The organism is Skermanella sp. (assembly GCF_059503625.1).
Genome location: NZ_JCACHA010000142.1, coordinates 14,416 through 34,291, shown reverse-complemented (window position 1 = coordinate 34,291; position 19,876 = coordinate 14,416). Strand labels below are relative to the sequence as shown.

The window sequence follows — 19,876 nt, the reverse complement described above, 5'->3', positions numbered from 1 at the left end:
GACCCGAACAGGCTGGGCACCGCCGCCAACCTGTCGGCGGAGACGGCGGAGTTCGTCGAGTGGGTCAAGCAGTCGCCGGTGGCCCAGGGCGTCGAACGCATCCGAATCGCCGGAGAGCCGGAGCGGGACAGCCGGGGCCGACGCGGTGCGGACGGCATTCCCGTCGATACGACCACCTGGAACGAGATCGTCGCGGCCGGCGAACAGTTGGGTCTGAAGCGGCCCGACATGGAGCGGCTGGCGCAGATCGCCTGATCGCACGGCAAAAATAGTGCTTCGCCGTGACATCGGCGGGGGAAATCGTTTCGTCCCCGGCGGCGACAAGCGCCTTTGTCTTGCTCCCCGCTCAAACGAATGGCAATGGAATAGTCCGCTGCCATCCAAGGCAGACGCTTCAAAAAGGATTACAGTCATGAACCAGACAGACCTGATCGCGGCCGTCGCGGAGCGCGCCGGCCTGAGCAAGGCTGACGCCGGCAAGGCCCTGGAAGCGCTGGTCGGCACGATCACCGATTCGCTGAAGCAGGGTGACGAAGTTCGCATCTCCGGTTTCGGCACCTTCGGCGTTTCCGAGCGCGGCGAGCGCCAGGGCCGCAATCCCCAGACCGGTGAGCCGATCACCATCGGCGCATCCAAATCGGCCAAGTTCACGGCCGGCAAGGCCGTCAAGGAAGCGCTGAACGGCGATTGAGTCCGGGCTGCTGATCCTGACCCTATCCGGCGGGCGCCGCAGTCCTGCTCGCCGGTTCCGGCTTAACCTGCATTAACGCACCGCTCCTCCTTAGCCGCCACAATGCTCACGTTCCGCATGTGGAATTCATGCATGACCGGAGGAAGGGCCATGGCTACGAAAAGGCTGGATGAGGAGGAGTGGGGCCGGTACTTCGACCAAGCTGCCGCAGCGCTTCGGGGCCGGAAAGCGACTGTCGAGGTCGTGGCGCCCGACGTCGGCGCCCAGTTCGCGGCGGCGGGGCTGGACATCATCGGCATCACCTACGATCACAAGGACAGGCTCCTCGAGATCGCTCTCGACGGCATGGACCACCTCATCCGCGATCCGCAGGAAATCTATGTGAACGAAACCCCGCGCGGTCTGGACGCGGTCGAAGCGACCGACGTCGGCGGGCGGAAGCACATCGTCCAGATCGCCGGCCCTTGAGCGCGTAGCGGTCGGCCGCCGCCGTTTTCTTCAACAGGATTGATGCCAGGATTACGAGGGAATAAACACCATGTTCATCAGGAAGTTTTCAGGCCTCGCTGCGGGATTGTTCGCGGTTTCCCTGCTCGCCGCCTGTGCAGGCGGCGAGTCCTGCCGCGAGGCGCAAATGGACGACACTTCGATGCGTCAGGTCACGACCGCGGCGGATCGCGCCACAACAGCCTCCGAACGGGCGACAACCGCGGCAGAGCGCGCAGAGCAGGCGGCCCAGCGGGCGGAAGCCGCTGCAAGCCGTGCCGACCAGTCGTTCCGGACCGGGCTGAGGAAGTGATCTAGCGCGTCACCGGGACCGGATAACCCAGACGCTGGACGCCGGCGGTACGCACCGCTTCCCAATCGACCACCGCCGCGCGTCCCCTTATGGCATCCCGTACCCGCACCTCCAGATCCTCCGGGATCTCGTGATCGAAGCCGCCGCGCTCTTCAAGCTGGTCCTGCTGCGCTCCCGTCGGATGGACCTCGACGAACAGGGCGCCGTCGATCCAGGCGAGCTTCACCGGCTGGTTCACCACGCGGACCGGCATTCCGGGCCGGACGAGGTCGAACAGGGTCTCGACATCCCAGGGATACATCCTGATGCAGCCGCTGCTGGTCCGGCGTCCCACGCCATAAGGCTTGTCGGTGCCGTGGATCAGGTATTGCGGCCAGCCCAGGTATATCGCCCTGCTGCCCAGCGGGTTGTCGGGTCCGGGCGCCACCCTGACCGGTAGCCAGGGCTTCTCCCGCCTGATCGACGCCGGCGGATACCAGCTCGGGTCCTTGATTTTCCGGACGGCGCTGGTCCGGCCGACCGGCGTGTCGCGCCCCTCGCGCCCGATCCCGATCGGCCAGCTCAGGACCTCTCCACGCCTCGGCCCGGCATCGAACAGGTACAGGCGCATGTCGGCCAGATTGATGACGATGCCGGTTTCCGGCGCGTCGGGCAGCAGATGCCTGCGGGGAAGAAGAATCCGTGTCCCCGCTCCCGGCGCCCAGACGTCCACGCCGGGATTTGCACCCAGAAGTTCCAGGAATCCCAGCCCCTTGTCGACGGCGATATCGACCAGCGTATCGGCCTCGTCTGCTACGTAGATGCCCGTCGTCCCGATCGCACCGCCGGCGAAAGCCGGCTGCCGGATCAGCGGCAACGTTGCCAAAGCGGCAATGGCCGCTATCATCCGCACCGTCAGGCGCATGGGTCTTCGGTCATGATGACGTCAAGGGCGGTCAACTTCTTCGCCTCGCTCCTCGTTCTGGTGTGTCTCGTTCCGCCGCTCCCGGCCTTTTCCGCCGCGGAGCGCAAGGCGGACCTGATCGTCGTCCACAAGCAGCAGCGGATCATGAAGCTGCTCAGCGGCGGCGACCTGATCCGGCAATATCCCATCGCCCTCGGCTTCGACCCGCAAGGCCCCAAGCGGCGGGAGGGCGACGGCCGCACCCCGGAAGGCGCCTATAAGATCGACTGGCGCAATCCCAACAGCGCGTTTCATCTAGCGCTGCACATCGACTACCCCCGGCGGTCCGACGTAGCGGCTGCCGGAGCTTCCGTCGATCCCGGCGGCGACATCATGATACACGGCCTGCCGAACGGTTTCACTGCCGACCGGATCGGCCACCCCGCCACCGACTGGACCAATGGCTGCATCGCCGTGTCGGATGGCGAGATCGAAGAGATATGGCGTCTGGTGGACGACGGCACCACGGTCCTCATTCTGAGCCGGTAACGACGGTCCCGTTTTGCTTAGACCTCATCTTTTGATAAGATTGTATTCCTGAACGGTTTTCGATACAGTGTGTTGCGCAACCCGCCGGGATCTTCGACACCGTGAATCAACGCGCCCTGGAAATGCGATGACCCTTTTTGCTGAAATAGTGACCCTCGTCCCGAAAACAGTGACCCTCGTCCCAGAAACAGTGACCTTCCCCTCGAGATAGTGACCTTTGATGACGGTAGGGCAAGATTCCGGAAGTGGTCATCTTCGCAGGAGGGCCGTCAGACGTCTGGTCAGCATCTGTTCGGGGAGGTTGAGGAGGTCCTTGCCTTCCTCTACGATCACCCGTTCCTTAGCCTGGGCGGTCAGCGCCTGCCGCATATCACCCAGCACGCGAGGCGGCGCCACCAGGATCAGGGTGTCGAACAGCCCCTGTGCGGCGGCTTGGTTGACCAGGTCGTGGCTGGGCACTTGGAGTTCGGCGGACTTCTCGTCGGCGACGGTTTCGAAATGACGGTGGTCTGAGGATCGGCGCTGGAGAATGCGGGTCCTGCCGCCATCGGACAGGACAAACCAGATGGTGCCGCGTTTGTTCATCTTCGTGTCCCTACTCCCGATGGCGCACTCAGTTCGGAAGTTATTTCCCCATCGCGGCGCCGCCCGGCATTAATCTGGATCAGTGTTACCCCCAGGGAGTGTCGATGCCCTTCATTGGACTAGCTTTGATCTGGAACAATGACCGCTTGGTCGTCGGACATTCAGCCTACAAGAAAATCGAGGCAGACCATGACCAATGAAGAACGGGTAATTACTATCCATCCGATAAAGTCCGCAACGGCCTTATTTATCAATGATTTGGTGTCACATTCCATCGGCCTATCTCCTTTGAAGGGTAGACATGCGCCATGAAAAAATCATAGTTTTCGATTGAGAAGAAATGAGAGAACTTCAAAGTTCCCAGTAAAGAAAATCGAGATGATGAAATCTCTGTCGCAATCACCACGGGATTTTTCAATCCTTCCAAGTGCGGTCCTTCGGTTTGTCAGAAACCCTGTTGATCCATGTATGGTTTTAACTGCATGGTCTGGAGGTCGTCACGAATGACAGATCCGAACAAAGGCTGACGAGTGTCGGACCGGTGCGCCGGATCATGACCTCATGCACCCGCCATTTCACCTCCGGACGGGACAAGTCATGCAGGAACTGCCCCGCCTGGGATCAAAGCCTGTGCGGCCAGATGGCCGAAAAGGACTTCGACCGGCTGTTTCCCAACGGTATTCGTTTCCAGACGCGGAAAGCGGGCTTGGCGCTGTTCCACCAGGGACAGCCCTTCGATCAGGTGCTCATAATCCGGAGCGGGTGGGTGCTGACCTACAAGGTGTTCCAGGATGGTCAGCGCCAGATCATCCGCTTCGCCCTGCCGGGCGACCTGATCGGGTTCGAAGGGGACGAAAACTCGGGAATGGCCTACACGGCCGAAGCGCTTTCCGACGTGACCCTGTGCAGCTTCAAACGTTCGCTGTTCTACGGCGTCTGCGCCAACTCTCCGCAGCTGGCGATGAACTTTGCGACGACAGTCACCCGCGAGGCTCTGGCCGCCTGGAACCACGTCGGAGCGCTGGGGCAGCAATCGGCCATGGGGCGGGTCGCGAACCTCCTGCTCGACCTGCATCGACGGGCGACGGCCCGGTGCGGAGCGGAAGGTCCTGCGGTCCGGCTCCCGATCAATCAGATCCACATCGCCGACGCCACGGGGCTTACGTCGGTCCATGTCTGCCGTACCCTGAAGCAGATGAAGCTGGAAAGCCTGCTGGAGTTCCACAAGGGCCAACTCGTCCTGCTCGACCCGGAACGCCTTGCGGAGATCGCCCAGCTCGATCCGGAAGTCGAGCTCTACCAGCCCCCCTTGGCAGTGGCTTAAGGAAAGCAAGCACTCGGATCGGCAATGGAGGTTGCTAATGGGCAGGACTCTTATGATTGCAGGTCTACCGGTTATGGCGGCGATCCTCGGCACGGCTGGACTGGCCGCGACCGATGGTCCGGGCAATCCGGGCTATGGACGGGGCCTGGCCGGCGACCTCTGCGGCGATTGTCACATCGTCTCTCCCGACCAGCAGTACGACGGCCAGATCGGACCCAACCTGATCGAGCGCGTGCGGGAGCCCGAAATCACCGAACTGGCGCTTCGCAGCTACCTGCAGACCACCCATCCCGTCATGCCGAACATCATGCTGACGCGGGAGCAGGCCGACGACGTCATCGCCTACCTGCTGACCTTCAAGGGAAAACCCAAATGACCGTTCCGTTCCTGAAGGCAGTACCTTTCCTCCTGGCGATGGCCGCCGGCGGCGGCCCGGCATGGGCGGCCGATCCGGTCGAAGGCCGCAGGATCGCGGAGCGCTGGTGCTCCTCCTGCCACGTGGCGGCCGATCGTGGGCCTGGGACCGATGCCGTTCCCACCCTGGAGCGCATCGCCGCCGATCCGCGCCACGATCCCGGATGGCTTCGCCAGTGGCTGAACGATCCGCATCCGCCGATGCCCGATCTCCACCTGTCGCACGCGGAGATCGAGAACGTCGTTGCCTACCTGCAAACGCTCGCCCGTTGAAACACAGGCTTCGGACGGCGGTCCGATGCCCTTAACTTGTATCAATCGCCTGCTTCACAGGCTTGGTAGAGTTTCCCCAAGTGCCCGCCGATGGGCACGCTTCATAAAAACGGGGGAAACATGCCGCAGATGAAAGCCGCCATCTTCGTCGAGCCCGGACGCATCGTGCTCGACGAGAAACCCGTCCCGGACGTCGGTCCGATGGACGCCCTGGTCCGCATCACGACGACCACCATCTGCGGCACCGACGTCCATATTCTCAAGGGCGAGTATCCCGTTGCACGCGGCCTGACGGTCGGGCACGAGCCGGTCGGCGTGATCGAGAAGCTGGGATCGGCGGTCCAGGGCTACACCGAGGGCTAGCGGGTCATCGCCGGCGCCATATGCCCCAGCGGCCACAGCCACGCCTCGCTGTGCGGCTTCCACTCCCAGGACGGCGCCGGCACGCGGCACGGCTGGAAGCCGCTTGGCGGCTGGCGCTTCGGCAATACGATCGACGGCTGCCAGGCCGAGTACGTGCTGGTGCCGGACGCCATGGTCAACTTAGCTCCGGTCCCGGACGGGCTGACCGACGAGGAAGTCCTGATGTGCCCGGACATCATGTCCACCGGCTTCGCCGGCGCCGAGCGGGCAGGGATCAGGATCGGCGACACCGTCGCGGTATTCGCCCAAGGACCCATTGGCCTGTGCGCCACGGCGGGTGCCAAGCTGTGCGGCGCCACGACCGTAATCGGGGTCGATACCGTGCAGGCCCGCATGGAAGCGTCCCGCCGCATGGGAGCCGACATAACGGTCGACTTCAAGGCGGGCGATCCGGTCGATCAGATCATGCGGATCACCGACGGACGCGGCGTCGATGTCGCGATCGAGGCGCTCGGCACCCAGGCCACCTTCGAAGCCTGCCTGCGCGTGCTGCGCCCCGGCGGCACCCTCTCCAGCCTCGGCGTCTATTCTGGCGACTTGAAGATCCCGCTCGGTCCTTTCGCCGCCGGCCTGGGCGACCACACGATCGTCACGTCCCTGTGCCCCGGCGGCAAGGAGCGGATGCGGCGGCTGTTGAACGTCGTCGCCTCCCACCGCGTCGATCTCCGCCCGATGGTCACCCACCGCTTCAAGCTGGACGACATCGAGGCCGCCTACGACCTGTTCTCGCACCAGCGGGACGGCGTGCTCAAGGTCGCCATCACGCCCTGAGCATCGTTCACCCCGCCGGCGCCCGCACCGGAAGCTCAATGCGCCATCAGAACCGGCACATCCATGTAGTCGAGCACGGTGCGGGTCGCCCCGCCAAGCACCCACTCCCGCAGGCGTGACCTGCCATAGGCACCCATCACGACAAGATCCGCCTTGCCGGCCCGCGCCGCCTCCAGGATCGCCGCTCCCGCATCGGCTCCGGCGGCGTCGGTGTTCCAGATCTCCGCCTCGACGCCGTGGCGCTTCAGATACGCCCCGATGTCGAGCAGTGGTCCGGACGCTGCCGGAACCTTCTCGCGCTGCTCGCTACCCGTCAGGACCACGACGTGATCGGCCTCGGAAATCAGCGGCATCGCGCCCATCACGGCGTCTGCTGCCTGGGCGCTGCCGTTCCAGGCGATCAGGATGCGCCGCCCAAGGTCGAGGAAGGGGCCGGTGGACGGAACGGCCAGGATCGGACGCCCGCCCGGCATGGTCACCATCCGCTCGACCACGCCCCAGCCCTCGTCCGGTTCGGTCTTGCCGACGACGACGATGTCCTGAAGCCGGCTCGCCATGGCGATCAGGTCGGCCGCTTCGCCCTCGCAGGTCACCCAGTCGAACTGGACGCCCTCGCGCTTCGCCAGCGCGCGGATACGCTCCTCCGCCTGGGCGGCTGCGGCATAATCACGCTCGACCAAGCCTTGCAGTGGGGCCGAATTCTCCGTTAGGATCCGCTTGAAGCGCGCCACATCCTCCAGCGCGTAGAGGCATGTCACCCGCGCGTCGAAGCGCCCGCCAAGCCGCAAGGCTACTTCGACAGGTTCGATGGAACCGTACGGCCTGATATGGACGAGAATGTCTTGGTAGGTCATCGCCGTCACTCCCTCTCGAATTTTTGGTTTTGAATCGCGACGCTTTGCGATCCGGATGACCGATGGTCTACCCGCATACCTCCTTATGCATTGACCTGGATCATGTATTTGTCCCTCGATCAAAGAATTGGTCAGGGGAACAATCCAATGCGCAATCGCCAGCCTGACCGGTCTCGGGTACGATGACGCTGCAACAGGCAAAACAAGAACAGTTCAAACGGGAGGAATCGAGCCATGAGGAGACTGTCATCGGCTGTCTTCAGGGTAGCCGCTGCCTTGCTGGTCGCGACGATTACTGTGTGCGGCGCAGCATCCATTTCGCAGGGGCAAGGTAAGATCCGCATCGCCTTCCTGGTCAAGAACCTCGGCAACCGCTTCTTCGACGCGGTCCGCGACGGCGGGACGGAAGCGGCCAAGGAACTCGGCAATGTCGAGATCATCTATGTCGGCCCGACCTCCGCCACCGCCGAGGGGCAGATCGAGATCATCAATTCCCTGATGGCGCAGCGGGTCAACGCCATCGCCATCTCCGCCAACGACACCAACGCCCTGATCCCCGCCACCAAGCGGGCAATGGACCGGGGCATCAAGGTGGTCTCCTTCGACAGCGCGATCGCGCCCGAAGGCCGCATCATCCAGGTCGATCCGTCCGAGACCAAGCTGATCGGCGCAAAGCAGGTCCAGATGATGGCCGACGCCATGGGCGGGGAGGGCGAGTTCGCCATTCTCAGCGCGGCGTCCACCATGACGAACCAGAACAACTGGATCGCCGCCATGAAGGAGGAACTGAAGGACCCGAAATACGCCAAGATGAAGCTGGTCACCACCGCCTACGGCGACGACCAGTCGGACAAGAGCTACCGCGAGACCCTCGGCCTTTTCAAATCCTACCCGAACCTTAAGGGCATCATCTCGCCGACCTCGATCGGCATCGTCGCCGCCGCCAAGGCCGTGACCGACCAGAACCTCGTCGGCAAGGTCTATGTCACCGGCTTAGGGTTGCCGTCGGAAATGAAGGCTGCCGTCGAAGCCGGCGCCACCAAGTCCTTCGCGATCTGGAACCCGATCGACCTCGGCTACACGACCACCCAAATCGCCTACAACCTGATCAAGGGCACCGTGAAGGGCGTCCCCGGCGATGAAGTGCCGGCGGGACGCATGGGCAAGGTCAAGGTCGGTCCCGACGGCGTCGTCGTCATGGCCGAGCCCTTCACCTTCGACAAGTCGAACGTCGCCGAATACGCCAAGGTGTTCTAGAGCATGGAGATCCTCGCGCTGTCCGGGGTTTCCAAAAGCTTCCCCGGCGTCAAGGCGCTCGACGACGTCCGGCTCAGCCTGCGGGCCGGCGAAGTCATGGCGCTGGTCGGGGAGAACGGCGCCGGCAAGTCCACCCTGGTCAAGATCCTGACCGGGATCGAAAAGCCGGACGCCGGGGAGATCCTGATCGACGGTACTTTGGCGGATTTCGGCTCGCCCTACGATGCATGGCGGGCCGGGATCACGGCGATCCACCAGGAAACCGTGATGTTCGACGACCTGACCGTCGCCGAGAACATCCACATGGGCCACCACCCCACGCGGGGGCGCGGCCTTTTCAGCCGGTTCGTGGACTGGCGGGCCATGAAGGCGCACACAAGCGCCGTTCTGGCCCGGCTGGAGGTCAACATCTCGCCCGATACCGTGCTCCGCGACCTAACCGTGGCGCAGAAGCACATCGTCGGTATCGCCAAGGCGCTGTCCCATGACTCGCGCATCGTGATCATGGACGAGCCGACGGCTGCCCTGTCCCAGCACGAGATCGGCGAACTTTACAAGATCGTCGCCCAGCTCAAGGCGGCTGGAAAGGCTGTTCTCTTCATCAGCCACAAGTTCGACGAGATCTTCGCCATCGCCGACCGCTGGACCGTGCTGCGCGACGGCCGGTTCATCGGAGCGGGCGCGATCGGCGACGTCACGCGGGTCGAGCTGGTCACCATGATGGTCGGGCGCAGGCTGGATCAGGTGTTCCCCAAGGTCACCGTTCCCCTAGGCGAGACGGTGCTCGAGGTGGAAGACCTGTCCCATCCGACCGAGTTCGACGGCATCAGCTTCAAGCTCGGCAAGGGCGAAATCCTGGGCTTCTACGGACTGGTCGGGGCAGGGCGGAGCGAAGCGATGCAGGCCCTGTTCGGCATCACCCGGCCCAGCCGGGGCCGCGTCAGGATATCCGGGCGGGAGATCACCGTCCGAAGCCCATCGGACGCGATCCGCGCCGGCATCGCCTATGTCCCGGAAGACCGTCAGATACAGGGCGCCATCCTGCCGATGAGCATCACGGAGAACATCACGCTCCCGATAGTGGACCGCGTCAACGGCGGTCCCGTGCTGCGGCCGCGGCGGGAGCGTGCCCTGGCCCGCCGCTTCGGCGAACGGCTGGCGGTCAAGGCGACCCACTGGGACCAGCCTGTCGCCAACCTGTCCGGCGGCAACCAGCAGAAGGTGCTGATCGCCAAATGGCTGGCGACCGATCCGGCGGTCATCATCCTGGACGAGCCGACCAAGGGCATCGACGTCGGCTCCAAGGCCGCCGTCCACGAGTTCATGGGAGAACTCGTTAAGAGCGGTCTGGCGGTGATCCTGGTGTCGTCGGAACTGCCGGAGATCCTGGGCATGTCGGACAACATCATCGTCATGCACGAGGGCCGCATCCGCCGGCGCTTCCGACGGGCCGAAGCCACGGCGGAAGCCGTCGTCACCGCCGCCACGGGAGGGGTCTGACCCATGGACCTGACCGCTCTGGCGCGCCGCCGCGAGGTCGTGCTTCTGGTCCTGATCGCCCTGCTGCTGGCGGCGGTCGGGGCGCGGGCACCAGTCTTCCTCACTCCCGCCAGCCTGGGCGACGTGCTGACCGACACCGCCATCCTGCTGATGCTGGCCTGCGGCCAGATGGCGGTGATCCTGACGCGGGGCATCGACCTGTCGGTGGCGTCCAACATGGCCTTCACCGGCATGTGTACCGCCCTGCTGTCCAAGTATCATCCGGAACTGCCCATCGCCGTGACCCTGGCGCTGGCTCCGCTGATCGGCTTCTGCCTGGGCGCCGTCAACGGGGCGCTGATCGCCTGGGTCAAGATCCCGCCCATCGTCGTGACCCTGGGCACGCTGAGCGCCTATCGCGGCATGATCTTCATCCTGAGCGGCGGCGCTTCCGTCGTGACGCACGAGTTCAGCCGGCCCTACCTGGACTTCCCGCGCCAAAGCCTGTTCGGCGTCTCGGCCCTGGTCTGGATCGCGCTGGCGGTCTGTGCTGGCATGGCGGTGTTCCTGAACTTCAGCCGGACCGGGCGGTCGCTGTATGCGGTCGGCGGCAACCCGCTGGCGGCCCGCTATGTCGGCATCGGGATCGAGCGCTGCCAGTTCCTGGTCTACTGCCTGTCCGGGGCCATCGCCGGGCTGTGCGGCTACCTCTGGGTTTCCCGCTATGCCATCGCCTTCACCGAAGTAGCATTCGGCTACGAACTGACGGTGATCGCCGCCTGCGTGATCGGCGGCGTCAGCGTCGCGGGCGGCATCGGGTCGGTGTCCGGCTGCCTGCTGGGCGGGCTGTTCCTGGGGATCATCGGCAACGCACTGCCGGTCATCCAGGTCTCGCCCTTCTGGCAGATGGCAATTTCCGGCTTCGTCATCCTCTGCGCTGTGATCGTCAATTCCCGCAGCGAAGCCCGCAAGGGCAAGCTGATCCTGCGCGAGACCGAGCCATCGGTCCAGGCGCCCCTCCAAGTCCGTCCGGAGACACCGTCATGACGTCGCTTCGCTACGAAGTCGCCGACCGCCGCAAGGCGGCGGCGGTCGATTTCTGGCTCCGCTGGGAAGTGCTGCTGCTGGTGCTCTTGGGCGTCGTGATGCTGGTGAACAGCCGGCTTTCGCCCTGGTTCCTAGACTACTACAACCTGCTGGACTCGACGTTCAACTTCAGTGAGAAGGCGATCATGGCGCTGTCCATGACGCTGATCATCGTGACGCGGGACATCGACCTGTCGGTCGCCTCGATCATTGCACTGGCGTCCGTGTTCATGGGGCTGGCGGCTCAGGCCGGTGCGGGAGTGCCGCTGCTGGTGCTGATCGGGCTGGCGACCGGGTTGCTGGCGGGCCTCGCCAACGGGGCGATCATCACCCGGTTCCAGATCCCCGCCATCGTCGTGACGATCGGCACGATGTCGCTGTTCCGGGGCATCGCCTATGTCGTGCTCGGCGACACGGCGATCACGTCGTACCCGGCGGGGTTCTCGTGGTTCGGGCAGAGCTATCTGGTGTGGTCGATTCCGTTCGAATTCGTCCTGTTCCTGGTGCTGGCCGCCGTGTTCGGCTTCGTCCTGCATTTCACCACGACGGGACGGCGGATCTACGCCATCGGCAACAACCCTGTCGCGGCGCGGTTCTCCGGCATTCCGGTGGATCGGTACCGGCTGGTGCTGTTCACCCTGAACGGCCTGATGGCGGGCTTGGCCGCCGTGCTGCTGACATCAAGGATCGGTAGCACGCGACCTAACATCGCGGCGGGCTGGGAGCTGGAAGTGATAACCATGGTGGTGCTCGGCGGCGTCAGCATCATGGGCGGATCGGGCACCATCTCCGGCGTCTTCATCGCCGTGTTCGTGCTGGGGATGATGACGTTCGGGCTGTCGCTGATGAATGTGCCCGGCATCGTGATGAGCGTCTTCGTCGGGACGCTTCTGATCGCCTCGATCGCGGTGCCGATCCTGATCCGGCGGATGCTGCGGCAATAACCATAAGAAACGAGAGAGGTTAGCATCATGAACCCGATTACAAAGCGGCGGCTGGGCCGCACCGATGTCCATGTGACCCAGTTCGGCTTCGGCGCCGCTCCCCTGGGCGACCTGTTCACGCGGGTCCCCGACGAGCAGGCGATGGCCGTGCAGCAGGCGGCCTGGGATGCGGGCGTCCGGTACTTCGACACGGCGCCCTGGTACGGCAGGGGCCAGAGCGAGCACCGGATCGGGCGCTTCCTCTACACCAAGCCGCGCGACGAGTTCGTGCTGTCCACCAAGGTCGGCAGGGTCCTGAAGTCGCCGCGCCGGGCAGGCGCGTTCGACACCGGCTTCTGGACGGGCGGGCTGCACTTCGACCATGTGTTCGACTACAGCTACGACGGCGTCATGCGCTCGTTCGAGGACAGCCTGCAACGGCTGGGGATGAACCGGATCGACCTGGCCATCATCCACGACCTGGATTTCCGCCACCATATCCACGCAGAGAAGGTATCCGCCTATATGGCGCAGCTCGCCACCGGCGGCTGGCGGGCGCTGGAGGAATTGCGGGACGCCGGCGTGATCCGGGGCATCGGCTGCGGCATCAACGAACTGGGCATGATCCCCCGGTTCCTCGACCTGTTCGATCTCGACTTCTTCCTGATAGCATTGCGCTACACCCTGGCGGAACAGGACACGCTGGACCGCGAGCTGCCCTATTGCAGCGAGCGCAATGTCGGCGTCGTGATCGGCGGCGTCTTCAACTCAGGTATCCTAGCGAGCGGGGCGGTGCCCGGCGCCAAGTACAATTACGAGGACGCGACTCCAGAGCAGATGGAACTGGTCCGCCGGCTCGACGCCGTCTGCCGCCGCCATGGCGTGACGATGGCTGCCGCGGCGCTCCAGTTTCCCTTAGGCCACGACTGCGTCGCGTCCGTGATCCCCGGCGCCGTCGCACCGGAGCAGGTCGCCGCCAACCTCCGCCACTTCAGCCACCCTATTCCGGCCGACCTGTGGGCCGAGCTGAAGCACGAGAAGCTGCTGCGCGAGGATGCGCCGCTTCGATTCTCGGACGGTAGTCATCCGGGTTGAACAGCCACGGATGCAGGGCATGAGCGCGAACGCTCATCAGGTGCTGCAATGCCGTGGCGATCTGTCGAAGCCGGGTCTGCCATGGGTAATCCAAGCCTGCTCTCCTGTCCTGGGTTGCGGCTGAAAATCCATGCAAGGCATGTTCCACACTAACGATCAAGGCCACGATCACGCGACCGCCATCGCCGCGATCTTGTCTTCCAGGGGTAGATTGTAGGTAACCGTCGCCCCGTAGGCTCCCGGCGCCTGCGGGTCGATCCGGACCTTGTCGAAGGCAAGCACCCGTGTTGCCAGGGTGAAGCCTTCCTTCAGGTCATGCGTGACCATGAATATGCTCATTTTGTGTTCAGCCCAGAGCCGCAGCAGCAGCTCGTACATCTGGCTCTTGGTGCCGGCGTCGAGCGCCCCGAACGGCTCGTCGAGCAGCAGCACCTTCGGCTTGCGGATCAAGGCCTGCGAGATGGCGAGCCGCTGCTGCATGCCGCCGGAAAGCTCGGCCGGGTACTTGGCGCGATGGGCGGACAGGCCGACCTCGTTCAGCACCTCCTCCGCTTCCTCCTCGGCGGCGCGGCGCTTGGCGCCGAACAGCTTGCCCAGGAACGGCGACCGTTCGAACTCCCGTCCAATGATCACGTTCTGGAGCACCGTCAGGTGCGGGAAGACCGAATAGCGCTGGAACACGACGCCACGATCGGGGCCGGGTTCCGCCACCAGCGGCTTGCCGTCCAGCTCGATGGTGCCACGGGTCGGGCTTTCCTCGCCCAGCAGCATGCGGAGGAACGTGGTCTTGCCGCAACCCGACGGACCGACCAACGCGCAGAACTCGCCGGACGCGATCTCCAGCGACAGGCGTTCCAGCACGACCTGTCCGGGATATTCCTTCCAGACGTTCCTGACGGAAATCCGGCTCATGACTGTCCCTTTCCCGCCTGAAGCCAGGGGAAGAAACGGGCGTTGATCCAGCGGAGGCCCGCGTCGGACAGGAAGGCCAGCAGCGTGATCCAGGCGACGTAGGGCAGGATCACGTCCATCGCCATGTAGCGGCGGACCAGGAAGTTCCTGTAGCCCAAGCCTTCCGTCGCGGCGATGGCCTCGGCAGAGATCAGGAACAGCCATGCCGGTCCCAGCGACAGGCGCACCGCGTCGATCAGCCGGGGCAGCATCTGCGGCAGCACGACGCGGACCACGATCTGCCACGTCGAGGCTCCAAGAGTCTGCGCCTTGATAAGCTGCTCCCGTGGCATGTCGCCGACCTTGAGCGCCAGGTCGCGCACCAGGAACGGCGCCACGCCGAACACGATCAGCACCACCTTGGACAACTCGTCCAGTCCGAACACGATGAACAGGACGGGCAGCACCGCCATCGGCGGGATCATGGAGATCACGCCGATGAGGGGCGAAAGTCCCGCCCGGATATACGGGATCAACCCGACCGCCACGCCCAGCACCAGGGCCAGCGCCGTCGCCACCGCCAGACCGATGCCCAGCCGCTCCAGGCTGGCGAGCGTGTCCACCCACATCAGGTAGTCGCCGGTCCGGGGATCGGGGTTGAGCGCCAGCCGCCCGATCGCGGCGACGAAGGACTCGAACGGCGGCAGCAGCTTGTCGTTCGGGTTCGCCGCCAGCCGGGCGGAGGAAGCCACGGCGTAGGCGACGCCTGCTATCAGGAACGGCAGCGCACCCCACAGCACGATGCCTCCCCGGCCGGGGCGCAGGTTGATGATCCGGCGCATCGCTCAGAGCTTCCCTTCGGCGGCCATCTTCATGGTGTCGGCATCGAAGCGCAGCTTGACGTTCCCGGCGTCGCCCAGCACCGTCCCGCCGGGAAAGGCGATGCCGACGGCATCGACGGTCCGGGCGCCTTCGCCCAGCAGCCCATGGTCGAACGAGAAGGTGCGGACCAGATCCATGCTCTTGACCAGATCCGGGTTGGTCGCGAAAGCGACGGCCTCGGCGGGCGTGTAGAACATCTTGGTGGTGGCGAGCTGCGACTTATAGCCCGCCAGATCGGTGCCGGACGCGGTCGCCATGGCGGTCAGCGCCTCGGTTCCCTTCGGACCGCCGTCCTTCATCAGCGCCAGCGTCTCGTACCACGCGCCGACCAGCGCCTTGCCCAGCGCGGGGCTTTGCTTCAGGGTCTCGGTATTGACGACCATCAGGTCGATGATCTCGCCGGGGACCTTGCTGCTGTCGAACACCATTGCCGCGCCCTCGGCCTTCCGCACTTCGCTGAGCTGCGGGTTCCAGGTCACCGTCGCGGTCACGTCGGGCGAGACGAAGGCGGAAACGATGTCGGCGTCGGCCGTGTTGACGACGCGGACGTCGCGCTCCGACATCCCGACAGTGTCGAGAGCACGGGCGAGCAGATAGTGGGAGACCGACAGCTCGACCAGATTGACGTTCTGGTCCTTGATGTCCTTCAGGCTCTTGCCGCCCTTCAGCACAACGCCGTCGTTGCCGTCGGAATAATCGCCCGAGATCAGCGCCGTCGAATCCACGCCGCCGGCGGCCGGGATGGTCAGCGCGTCCATGTTGGTCATGACGCAGCCGTCGAAGGCGCCAGCCGTATACTGGTTGATCGATTCGACGTAGTCGTTGATCTGTACGATCTCGACCGAGATACCGTACTTGTCGGCCCACTTCTTCATGATGCCGCTGTCGGCGGCATAGCCCCAAGGCATCCATCCAGCATAGATCGACCACGCGATCCGGAAGGTCGCCTTCTCCGCCGCGATGGCGGGCGACTGAGTGGCCGCAAGGGCCAGCGCCAGGGTCAGGCCGACGATCGCTCGCTTGAACAGGGTCCGCATACGGGAAGCTCCTCTGATTCTATTGGCGTTACTGGTGCGTGTGAAACTCAGGCTGCCGTGGGGATGAAGACGGCCAGCGGCTGCCCCAGCGAGACCGCCTGACCTTCGGCACAGCGGATCTCGATCAGCATCCCGTCGGAAGGGGCGGAGACGGCGATCTCCATCTTCATGGACTCGACGATCACCAGGACGTCGCCCGCCTTGACCGCTCCGCCGGCCGCTCCGGCGATTTTCCAGATGCTCCCCGATACCGGGCTGGCTATCGCCTCGCCGCCGTCCGGCAGGTCGGCCGCCGGGTCGAAGCCGGCATCGGCCGCCGGTTCCATCGAGACGGCAATGTTGTGGCCGGACGCTTCCCAGCGGGCGCGTTCGGCCTCGAAGGCGGCTTGCTGGGTGGCCTTGAAGGCTTCGATGGAAGCGTTGTTGTCTTCCAGGAAGCGGCGGTAGTCGCGCAGGCGGAAGGTGGATTCCTCGATCTTCAGCGAGGCGCGGCCTTGCAGGAAATCCTCCCGGAAAGCCAGCAGCTCGTCATGGGAGACGGGATGGAAGCGGATCTGGTCGAAGTGGCGCAGCAGCCAGGTTTGGCCGGGCGGGAACTCCGCCGTGTCCCGGTAGGTGTTCCACATCTGGCAGGTGCGCCCAACGAACTGATAGCCGCCCGGTCCTTCCATGCCATAGACGCAAAGGTAAGCGCCGCCGATGCCGACCGCGTTTTCCGGCGTCCAGGTACGGGCCGGGTTGTACTTGGTCGTGACCAGCCGGTGACGGGGATCCACCGGGGTCGCCACGGGAGCGCCGAGATAGACGTCGCCCAAACCCATGACCAGATAGCTGGCATCGAACAGGATCGCCTTGACCGCCTCGATATCGTCCAGCCCGTTGATGCGGCGGATGAACTCGATATTGCTCGGGCACCAGGGAGCGTCCGCCCGCACCGACTGCATGTATTTGGAAATGGCGAGCCGGGTCGCCTCGTCGTCCCAGGACAGCGGCAGGTGGACGATGCGGGTCGGGACCTCCAGATCGTCGATGGCGGGCAGGGCGTGCTCCGCGGCGATCAGGTGGTCGAGCAGGTCCGTCAGCGCCAGTTCCCTGCTGTCATAGTGGATCTGGAGCGAGCGTATGCCGGGCGTCAGGTCCAGGATGCCGGGCAAGTCGGCAGCCTTGAGGTGCTGCTGGAGTGCATGGACCCGGAAGCGCAGGTTCAGGTCCAGCACCAGCGGACCATACTCCACCAGAAGATAGCGGTCGCCGGAGCGCCGGTAGACGACATCCTCTCCGCCGCGAACCGCTGCGAGCCGGTGCAGGACCGCATCGTCGGAACCGGTGCCGCGACGCGGCGGCAGGCTGGCCGGATCGGCCGGGCGAAGCATCGCGATGGCGGCGTCCTGGGCGTCTTCCAGGCGTGCCGCTTCGGCAGCGGTCAGGCGTCGGAAGCGGACCCGGTCGCCGGGGCGCAACTGGCCGATCTTCCAAAGCTCGGCCTGCACGATGGTCGCCGGGCAGACGAAACCGCCCAGGCTCGGCCCGTCCGGCCCCAGGATGACCGGCATGTCGCCGGTGAAATCGATGGTGCCGATGGCGTAGGCGTTGTCGTGGATGTTGGACGGGTGCAGCCCGGCTTCGCCGCCGTCCTTGCGTGCCCATTCCGGCTTGGGGCCGATCAGCCGGACGCCCGTGCGGCTGGAGTTGTAATGGACCTCCCAGTCCGACGCGAAGAACGTTTCGATGTCGCTCTCGGTGAAGAAATCGGGTGCTCCGTGGGGACCGTAGAGGACGCCGATCTCCCAGGCATGGCCGTATTCCGGAACGAGGGCAGGGGACAGCGGCAGCGCTTCTCCGGCGGCCTCGCTTCCGATATGCAGGATGTCGCCGGGCATCAGCGCCCGCCCGCCATGACCGCCGAACTTGCCCAGGGTGAAGGTGGACCGGCTGCCGAGATAGTCCGGCACGTCGATGCCGCCCTGGACCAGCAGATAGGCGCGGCATCCGGCTTCGGTCGCCGCACCTATCCGGAGCGTAGCACCGGCTGGGATGGCGACCGGCTGCCAAAACGGCACCGTTTCGCCATCGAGAGAGGCCGGCATGCCGGCCCCCGCCAGACAGACCACGGCATCGCCGTTGAACTTCAGCACCGGTCCGGAAACGGTCAATTCCAGTCCGGCCATCCCTTCGGGATTGCCCAGCAGCCGGTTGCCCAGCCGGAAGGCCAGCGGGTCCATCGGACCCGACGGCGGCACGCCGACTTCCCAGTAGCCGACGCGTCCCGGATAGTCCTGCACGCTGGTTAGGGTGCCGGGTGATACGACCTCAATGGACTGCGCCCTGTAGGTGACGGTATCGAGGTAGCGCGTGGTGAAGCCGCCTTCGGCGAACAGCGGGTCGGCGGCCAACTGGCGCAGATAGCCGAGATTGGTCTCGATCCCGTCGAGCCGGCAACCGTCCAGCGCCGCCCGCAGCTTGGCGATGGCGTCGGCTCGGGTACTGCCGCGTACGATGATCTTGGCCAGTAGCGGATCGTAGAACGGCGTTACCTCCGTCCCGCGCTCGATCCATGTCTCCACCCGTGCGTCCTTGGGGAAGACCGCTTCGGTCAGGATACCGGCGGAGGGGCGGAAGGCCCGGCCGGGGTCTTCGGCATAGACGCGGACCTGGATCGAGGCACCCTCGGCCCGTCGGGAGTGGGCCGCCAGCGGAAGGTGCTCTCCGGCGGCCTGGGCGATCATCCATTCCACCAGATCGACGCCGGTCACTTCCTCGGTGACGCCGTGCTCGACCTGGAGCCGGGTATTGACCTCCAGGAAGTAGAACTCGCCGGCGGATGTGTCGTAGATGAACTCCACCGTCCCGGCGGACTGGTAGCCGACGGCGTGGCCCAGCCGCTCCGCCGCGTCGAACAGCGCTTGGCGCTGGTCGTTGGAAAGGGCAGGAGCGGGTGTTTCCTCGATCACCTTCTGGTTGCGCCGTTGCGCAGAGCAGTCCCGCTCGCCCAGTGCAACCACGCTGCCGCGCCCGTCGCCGAAGATCTGCACCTCGATATGGCGGGCGTGCTCGACGAACTTCTCCAGGTAGACGCCGGATTCCTTGAAGTTGTTGCGCGAGAGCCGGGACACCGCCTCGAACATGGGGCCGAGCTGCGCCGGATCGCGGCAGAGCTGCATGCCGATGCCGCCGCCGCCAGCCGTGCTCTTGATCATCACCGGATAGCCGATGCTGTCGGTAGCCCGCACCGCCTCCCCGGCATCGGCCAGCAAGCCGCTGCCGGGAGACAGCGGCACGCCGCTGTCCTGGGCGATCCGACGCGCGGTGTGCTTCAGCCCGAACGCCCGCATCTGGTCCGGCGTCGGACCGACGAAGACGATGCCGGCCTCGGCGCAGACCTCGGCGAAGCCGGGGTTTTCCGACAGGAAGCCGTAGCCGGGATGGATCGCTTCGGCGCCGGTGACGCGCGCCGCTTCCAGGATGCGGTCGGCGTCGAGGTAGCTTTCCGAAACGGCGGCTGGCCCGATGTAGACCGCCTCGCCGGCCATGGCTACATGCAGTGAATGCCGGTCGGCTTCGGAATAGACCGCGACGGAGGCGATCCCCATCCGGTCCAGCGTTCGGATCACGCGGCAGGCGATCTCGCCGCGATTGGCGATCAGGACTTTTCTGAACATG

Annotated in this window: 23 protein-coding genes; 15 read left to right on the top strand and 8 right to left on the bottom strand. The window is 65.0% G+C overall.

Annotation, left to right across the window (positions count from 1 at the left end):
- The 4 genes from AC5JJ6_RS03980 to AC5JJ6_RS03965 form a co-directional block, all read left to right on the top strand.
- Positions 1 to 255, top strand: a 255-nt coding sequence (locus AC5JJ6_RS03980) for an Ldh family oxidoreductase (RefSeq protein ID WP_496040802.1), incomplete at its 5' end; no start/stop codon positions are given.
- 157 nt (positions 256 to 412) lie between these two features.
- Positions 413 to 691, top strand: coding sequence for an HU family DNA-binding protein (locus tag AC5JJ6_RS03975; protein ID WP_044425641.1), 279 nt, complete (start codon positions 413 to 415; stop codon positions 689 to 691).
- 150 nt (positions 692 to 841) lie between these two features.
- Entirely contained in the window at positions 842 to 1,159 is a 318-nt protein-coding gene (locus AC5JJ6_RS03970; RefSeq protein WP_496040801.1) for a DUF5335 family protein, read from the top strand.
- A 70-nt stretch (positions 1,160 to 1,229) separates the two neighbouring features.
- A complete protein-coding gene (locus tag AC5JJ6_RS03965; RefSeq protein ID WP_496040800.1) occupies positions 1,230 to 1,490 on the top strand; it encodes a hypothetical protein in 261 nt (86 codons plus the stop codon).
- A gap of 1 nt (position 1,491) precedes the next feature.
- On the opposite strand, the gene AC5JJ6_RS03960 is transcribed toward AC5JJ6_RS03965, so the two are convergent.
- Positions 1,492 to 2,394: a L,D-transpeptidase family protein gene (locus tag AC5JJ6_RS03960; protein ID WP_496040799.1), complete on the bottom strand. Its 903-nt coding sequence runs from the start codon at positions 2,392 to 2,394 to the stop codon at positions 1,492 to 1,494.
- A gap of 12 nt (positions 2,395 to 2,406) precedes the next feature.
- On the opposite strand from AC5JJ6_RS03960, the gene AC5JJ6_RS03955 reads away from it, so the two are divergent.
- On the top strand, positions 2,407 to 2,922 hold the full coding sequence (locus AC5JJ6_RS03955; protein WP_496040798.1) for a L,D-transpeptidase family protein: 516 nt from the start codon (positions 2,407 to 2,409) through the stop codon (positions 2,920 to 2,922).
- A 249-nt stretch (positions 2,923 to 3,171) separates the two neighbouring features.
- On the opposite strand, the gene AC5JJ6_RS03950 is transcribed toward AC5JJ6_RS03955, so the two are convergent.
- On the bottom strand, positions 3,172 to 3,507 hold the full coding sequence (locus AC5JJ6_RS03950) for a baeRF12 domain-containing protein (RefSeq protein ID WP_496040797.1): 336 nt from the start codon (positions 3,505 to 3,507) through the stop codon (positions 3,172 to 3,174).
- Between the two features lie 553 nt (positions 3,508 to 4,060).
- Between AC5JJ6_RS03950 and AC5JJ6_RS03945 the strand changes: the two genes are divergently transcribed.
- The 4 genes from AC5JJ6_RS03945 (at position 4,061) to AC5JJ6_RS03930 (ending at position 5,881) form a co-directional block, all read left to right on the top strand.
- A complete protein-coding gene (locus AC5JJ6_RS03945) occupies positions 4,061 to 4,831 on the top strand; it encodes a Crp/Fnr family transcriptional regulator (RefSeq protein WP_496040796.1) in 771 nt (256 codons plus the stop codon).
- A gap of 73 nt (positions 4,832 to 4,904) precedes the next feature.
- On the top strand, positions 4,905 to 5,207 hold the full coding sequence (locus AC5JJ6_RS03940; RefSeq protein ID WP_496040795.1) for a cytochrome c family protein: 303 nt from the start codon (positions 4,905 to 4,907) through the stop codon (positions 5,205 to 5,207).
- Positions 5,204 to 5,518, top strand: a complete 315-nt coding sequence (locus AC5JJ6_RS03935; RefSeq protein ID WP_496040794.1) for a c-type cytochrome — start codon at positions 5,204 to 5,206, stop codon at positions 5,516 to 5,518. Before AC5JJ6_RS03940 ends, AC5JJ6_RS03935 begins: the two co-directional genes overlap by 4 nt.
- A gap of 129 nt (positions 5,519 to 5,647) precedes the next feature.
- Positions 5,648 to 5,881 (top strand): alcohol dehydrogenase catalytic domain-containing protein, encoded by a 234-nt coding sequence (locus AC5JJ6_RS03930; protein ID WP_496040793.1) that lies wholly within the window; start codon positions 5,648 to 5,650, stop codon positions 5,879 to 5,881.
- On the opposite strand, the gene AC5JJ6_RS03925 is transcribed toward AC5JJ6_RS03930, so the two are convergent.
- Positions 5,878 to 6,060 carry a hypothetical protein gene (locus tag AC5JJ6_RS03925; RefSeq protein ID WP_496040792.1) on the bottom strand — a complete coding sequence of 61 codons (183 nt, stop codon included), beginning with the start codon at positions 6,058 to 6,060 and terminating at the stop codon, positions 5,878 to 5,880. The genes AC5JJ6_RS03930 and AC5JJ6_RS03925 overlap by 4 nt on opposite strands.
- Here AC5JJ6_RS03925 and AC5JJ6_RS03920 point away from each other — a divergent pair.
- Complete coding sequence (locus tag AC5JJ6_RS03920; protein ID WP_496040791.1) at positions 6,053 to 6,712, top strand: zinc-binding dehydrogenase; 660 nt, start codon at positions 6,053 to 6,055, stop codon at positions 6,710 to 6,712. The genes AC5JJ6_RS03925 and AC5JJ6_RS03920 overlap by 8 nt on opposite strands.
- A gap of 35 nt (positions 6,713 to 6,747) precedes the next feature.
- Here the strand turns inward: AC5JJ6_RS03920 and AC5JJ6_RS03915 are convergent, their stop codons facing one another.
- Positions 6,748 to 7,566: a universal stress protein gene (locus tag AC5JJ6_RS03915; RefSeq protein WP_496040790.1), complete on the bottom strand. Its 819-nt coding sequence runs from the start codon at positions 7,564 to 7,566 to the stop codon at positions 6,748 to 6,750.
- A gap of 234 nt (positions 7,567 to 7,800) precedes the next feature.
- On the opposite strand from AC5JJ6_RS03915, the gene rhaS reads away from it, so the two are divergent.
- From rhaS to AC5JJ6_RS03890, 5 genes are read left to right on the top strand one after another with little or no spacing between them, the layout of a single operon-like run.
- Complete coding sequence (rhaS, locus tag AC5JJ6_RS03910; protein ID WP_496040789.1) at positions 7,801 to 8,823, top strand: rhamnose ABC transporter substrate-binding protein; 1,023 nt, start codon at positions 7,801 to 7,803, stop codon at positions 8,821 to 8,823.
- 3 nt (positions 8,824 to 8,826) lie between these two features.
- Positions 8,827 to 10,323: a sugar ABC transporter ATP-binding protein gene (locus AC5JJ6_RS03905; protein ID WP_496040788.1), complete on the top strand. Its 1,497-nt coding sequence runs from the start codon at positions 8,827 to 8,829 to the stop codon at positions 10,321 to 10,323.
- Positions 10,324 to 10,326: 3 nt separating this feature from the next.
- Entirely contained in the window at positions 10,327 to 11,349 is a 1,023-nt protein-coding gene (locus tag AC5JJ6_RS03900) for an ABC transporter permease (RefSeq protein WP_496040787.1), read from the top strand.
- Positions 11,346 to 12,332 (top strand): ABC transporter permease, encoded by a 987-nt coding sequence (locus tag AC5JJ6_RS03895; RefSeq protein ID WP_496040786.1) that lies wholly within the window; start codon positions 11,346 to 11,348, stop codon positions 12,330 to 12,332. The genes AC5JJ6_RS03900 and AC5JJ6_RS03895 overlap by 4 nt, the downstream gene beginning before the upstream one ends.
- A 27-nt stretch (positions 12,333 to 12,359) precedes the next feature.
- Positions 12,360 to 13,406: an aldo/keto reductase gene (locus tag AC5JJ6_RS03890; RefSeq protein WP_496040785.1), complete on the top strand. Its 1,047-nt coding sequence runs from the start codon at positions 12,360 to 12,362 to the stop codon at positions 13,404 to 13,406.
- A gap of 168 nt (positions 13,407 to 13,574) precedes the next feature.
- Here the strand turns inward: AC5JJ6_RS03890 and AC5JJ6_RS03885 are convergent, their stop codons facing one another.
- The 4 genes from AC5JJ6_RS03885 to uca are packed head-to-tail and all read right to left on the bottom strand — an operon-like array spanning position 13,575 to position 19,875.
- Positions 13,575 to 14,318 (bottom strand): ABC transporter ATP-binding protein, encoded by a 744-nt coding sequence (locus AC5JJ6_RS03885; RefSeq protein ID WP_496040784.1) that lies wholly within the window; start codon positions 14,316 to 14,318, stop codon positions 13,575 to 13,577.
- Positions 14,315 to 15,139, bottom strand: coding sequence for an ABC transporter permease (locus tag AC5JJ6_RS03880; protein WP_496040783.1), 825 nt, complete (start codon positions 15,137 to 15,139; stop codon positions 14,315 to 14,317). The genes AC5JJ6_RS03885 and AC5JJ6_RS03880 overlap by 4 nt, the downstream gene beginning before the upstream one ends.
- Before the next feature lie 3 nt (positions 15,140 to 15,142).
- Positions 15,143 to 16,216 carry a putative urea ABC transporter substrate-binding protein gene (locus tag AC5JJ6_RS03875; RefSeq protein ID WP_496040782.1) on the bottom strand — a complete coding sequence of 358 codons (1,074 nt, stop codon included), beginning with the start codon at positions 16,214 to 16,216 and terminating at the stop codon, positions 15,143 to 15,145.
- 47 nt (positions 16,217 to 16,263) lie between these two features.
- Positions 16,264 to 19,875 carry an urea carboxylase gene (gene uca / locus AC5JJ6_RS03870; protein ID WP_496040781.1) on the bottom strand — a complete coding sequence of 1,204 codons (3,612 nt, stop codon included), beginning with the start codon at positions 19,873 to 19,875 and terminating at the stop codon, positions 16,264 to 16,266.
- Position 19,876 lies beyond the last annotated feature (1 nt).

Coding starts and splice junctions, on each gene's coding strand:
- AC5JJ6_RS03975 (WP_044425641.1), top strand. CDS start 413: ATGAACCAGACAGACCTGATCGCGGCCGTCGCGGAGCGCGCCGGCCTG.
- AC5JJ6_RS03970 (WP_496040801.1), top strand. CDS start 842: ATGGCTACGAAAAGGCTGGATGAGGAGGAGTGGGGCCGGTACTTCGAC.
- AC5JJ6_RS03965 (WP_496040800.1), top strand. CDS start 1,230: ATGTTCATCAGGAAGTTTTCAGGCCTCGCTGCGGGATTGTTCGCGGTT.
- AC5JJ6_RS03960 (WP_496040799.1), bottom strand. CDS start 2,394: ATGCGCCTGACGGTGCGGATGATAGCGGCCATTGCCGCTTTGGCAACG.
- AC5JJ6_RS03955 (WP_496040798.1), top strand. CDS start 2,407: ATGATGACGTCAAGGGCGGTCAACTTCTTCGCCTCGCTCCTCGTTCTG.
- AC5JJ6_RS03950 (WP_496040797.1), bottom strand. CDS start 3,507: ATGAACAAACGCGGCACCATCTGGTTTGTCCTGTCCGATGGCGGCAGG.
- AC5JJ6_RS03945 (WP_496040796.1), top strand. CDS start 4,061: ATGACCTCATGCACCCGCCATTTCACCTCCGGACGGGACAAGTCATGC.
- AC5JJ6_RS03940 (WP_496040795.1), top strand. CDS start 4,905: ATGGCGGCGATCCTCGGCACGGCTGGACTGGCCGCGACCGATGGTCCG.
- AC5JJ6_RS03935 (WP_496040794.1), top strand. CDS start 5,204: ATGACCGTTCCGTTCCTGAAGGCAGTACCTTTCCTCCTGGCGATGGCC.
- AC5JJ6_RS03930 (WP_496040793.1), top strand. CDS start 5,648: ATGAAAGCCGCCATCTTCGTCGAGCCCGGACGCATCGTGCTCGACGAG.
- AC5JJ6_RS03920 (WP_496040791.1), top strand. CDS start 6,053: ATGGTCAACTTAGCTCCGGTCCCGGACGGGCTGACCGACGAGGAAGTC.
- AC5JJ6_RS03915 (WP_496040790.1), bottom strand. CDS start 7,566: ATGACCTACCAAGACATTCTCGTCCATATCAGGCCGTACGGTTCCATC.
- rhaS (WP_496040789.1), top strand. CDS start 7,801: ATGAGGAGACTGTCATCGGCTGTCTTCAGGGTAGCCGCTGCCTTGCTG.
- AC5JJ6_RS03905 (WP_496040788.1), top strand. CDS start 8,827: ATGGAGATCCTCGCGCTGTCCGGGGTTTCCAAAAGCTTCCCCGGCGTC.
- AC5JJ6_RS03900 (WP_496040787.1), top strand. CDS start 10,327: ATGGACCTGACCGCTCTGGCGCGCCGCCGCGAGGTCGTGCTTCTGGTC.
- AC5JJ6_RS03895 (WP_496040786.1), top strand. CDS start 11,346: ATGACGTCGCTTCGCTACGAAGTCGCCGACCGCCGCAAGGCGGCGGCG.
- AC5JJ6_RS03890 (WP_496040785.1), top strand. CDS start 12,360: ATGAACCCGATTACAAAGCGGCGGCTGGGCCGCACCGATGTCCATGTG.
- AC5JJ6_RS03885 (WP_496040784.1), bottom strand. CDS start 14,318: ATGAGCCGGATTTCCGTCAGGAACGTCTGGAAGGAATATCCCGGACAG.
- AC5JJ6_RS03880 (WP_496040783.1), bottom strand. CDS start 15,139: ATGCGCCGGATCATCAACCTGCGCCCCGGCCGGGGAGGCATCGTGCTG.
- AC5JJ6_RS03875 (WP_496040782.1), bottom strand. CDS start 16,216: ATGCGGACCCTGTTCAAGCGAGCGATCGTCGGCCTGACCCTGGCGCTG.
- uca (WP_496040781.1), bottom strand. CDS start 19,875: ATGTTCAGAAAAGTCCTGATCGCCAATCGCGGCGAGATCGCCTGCCGC.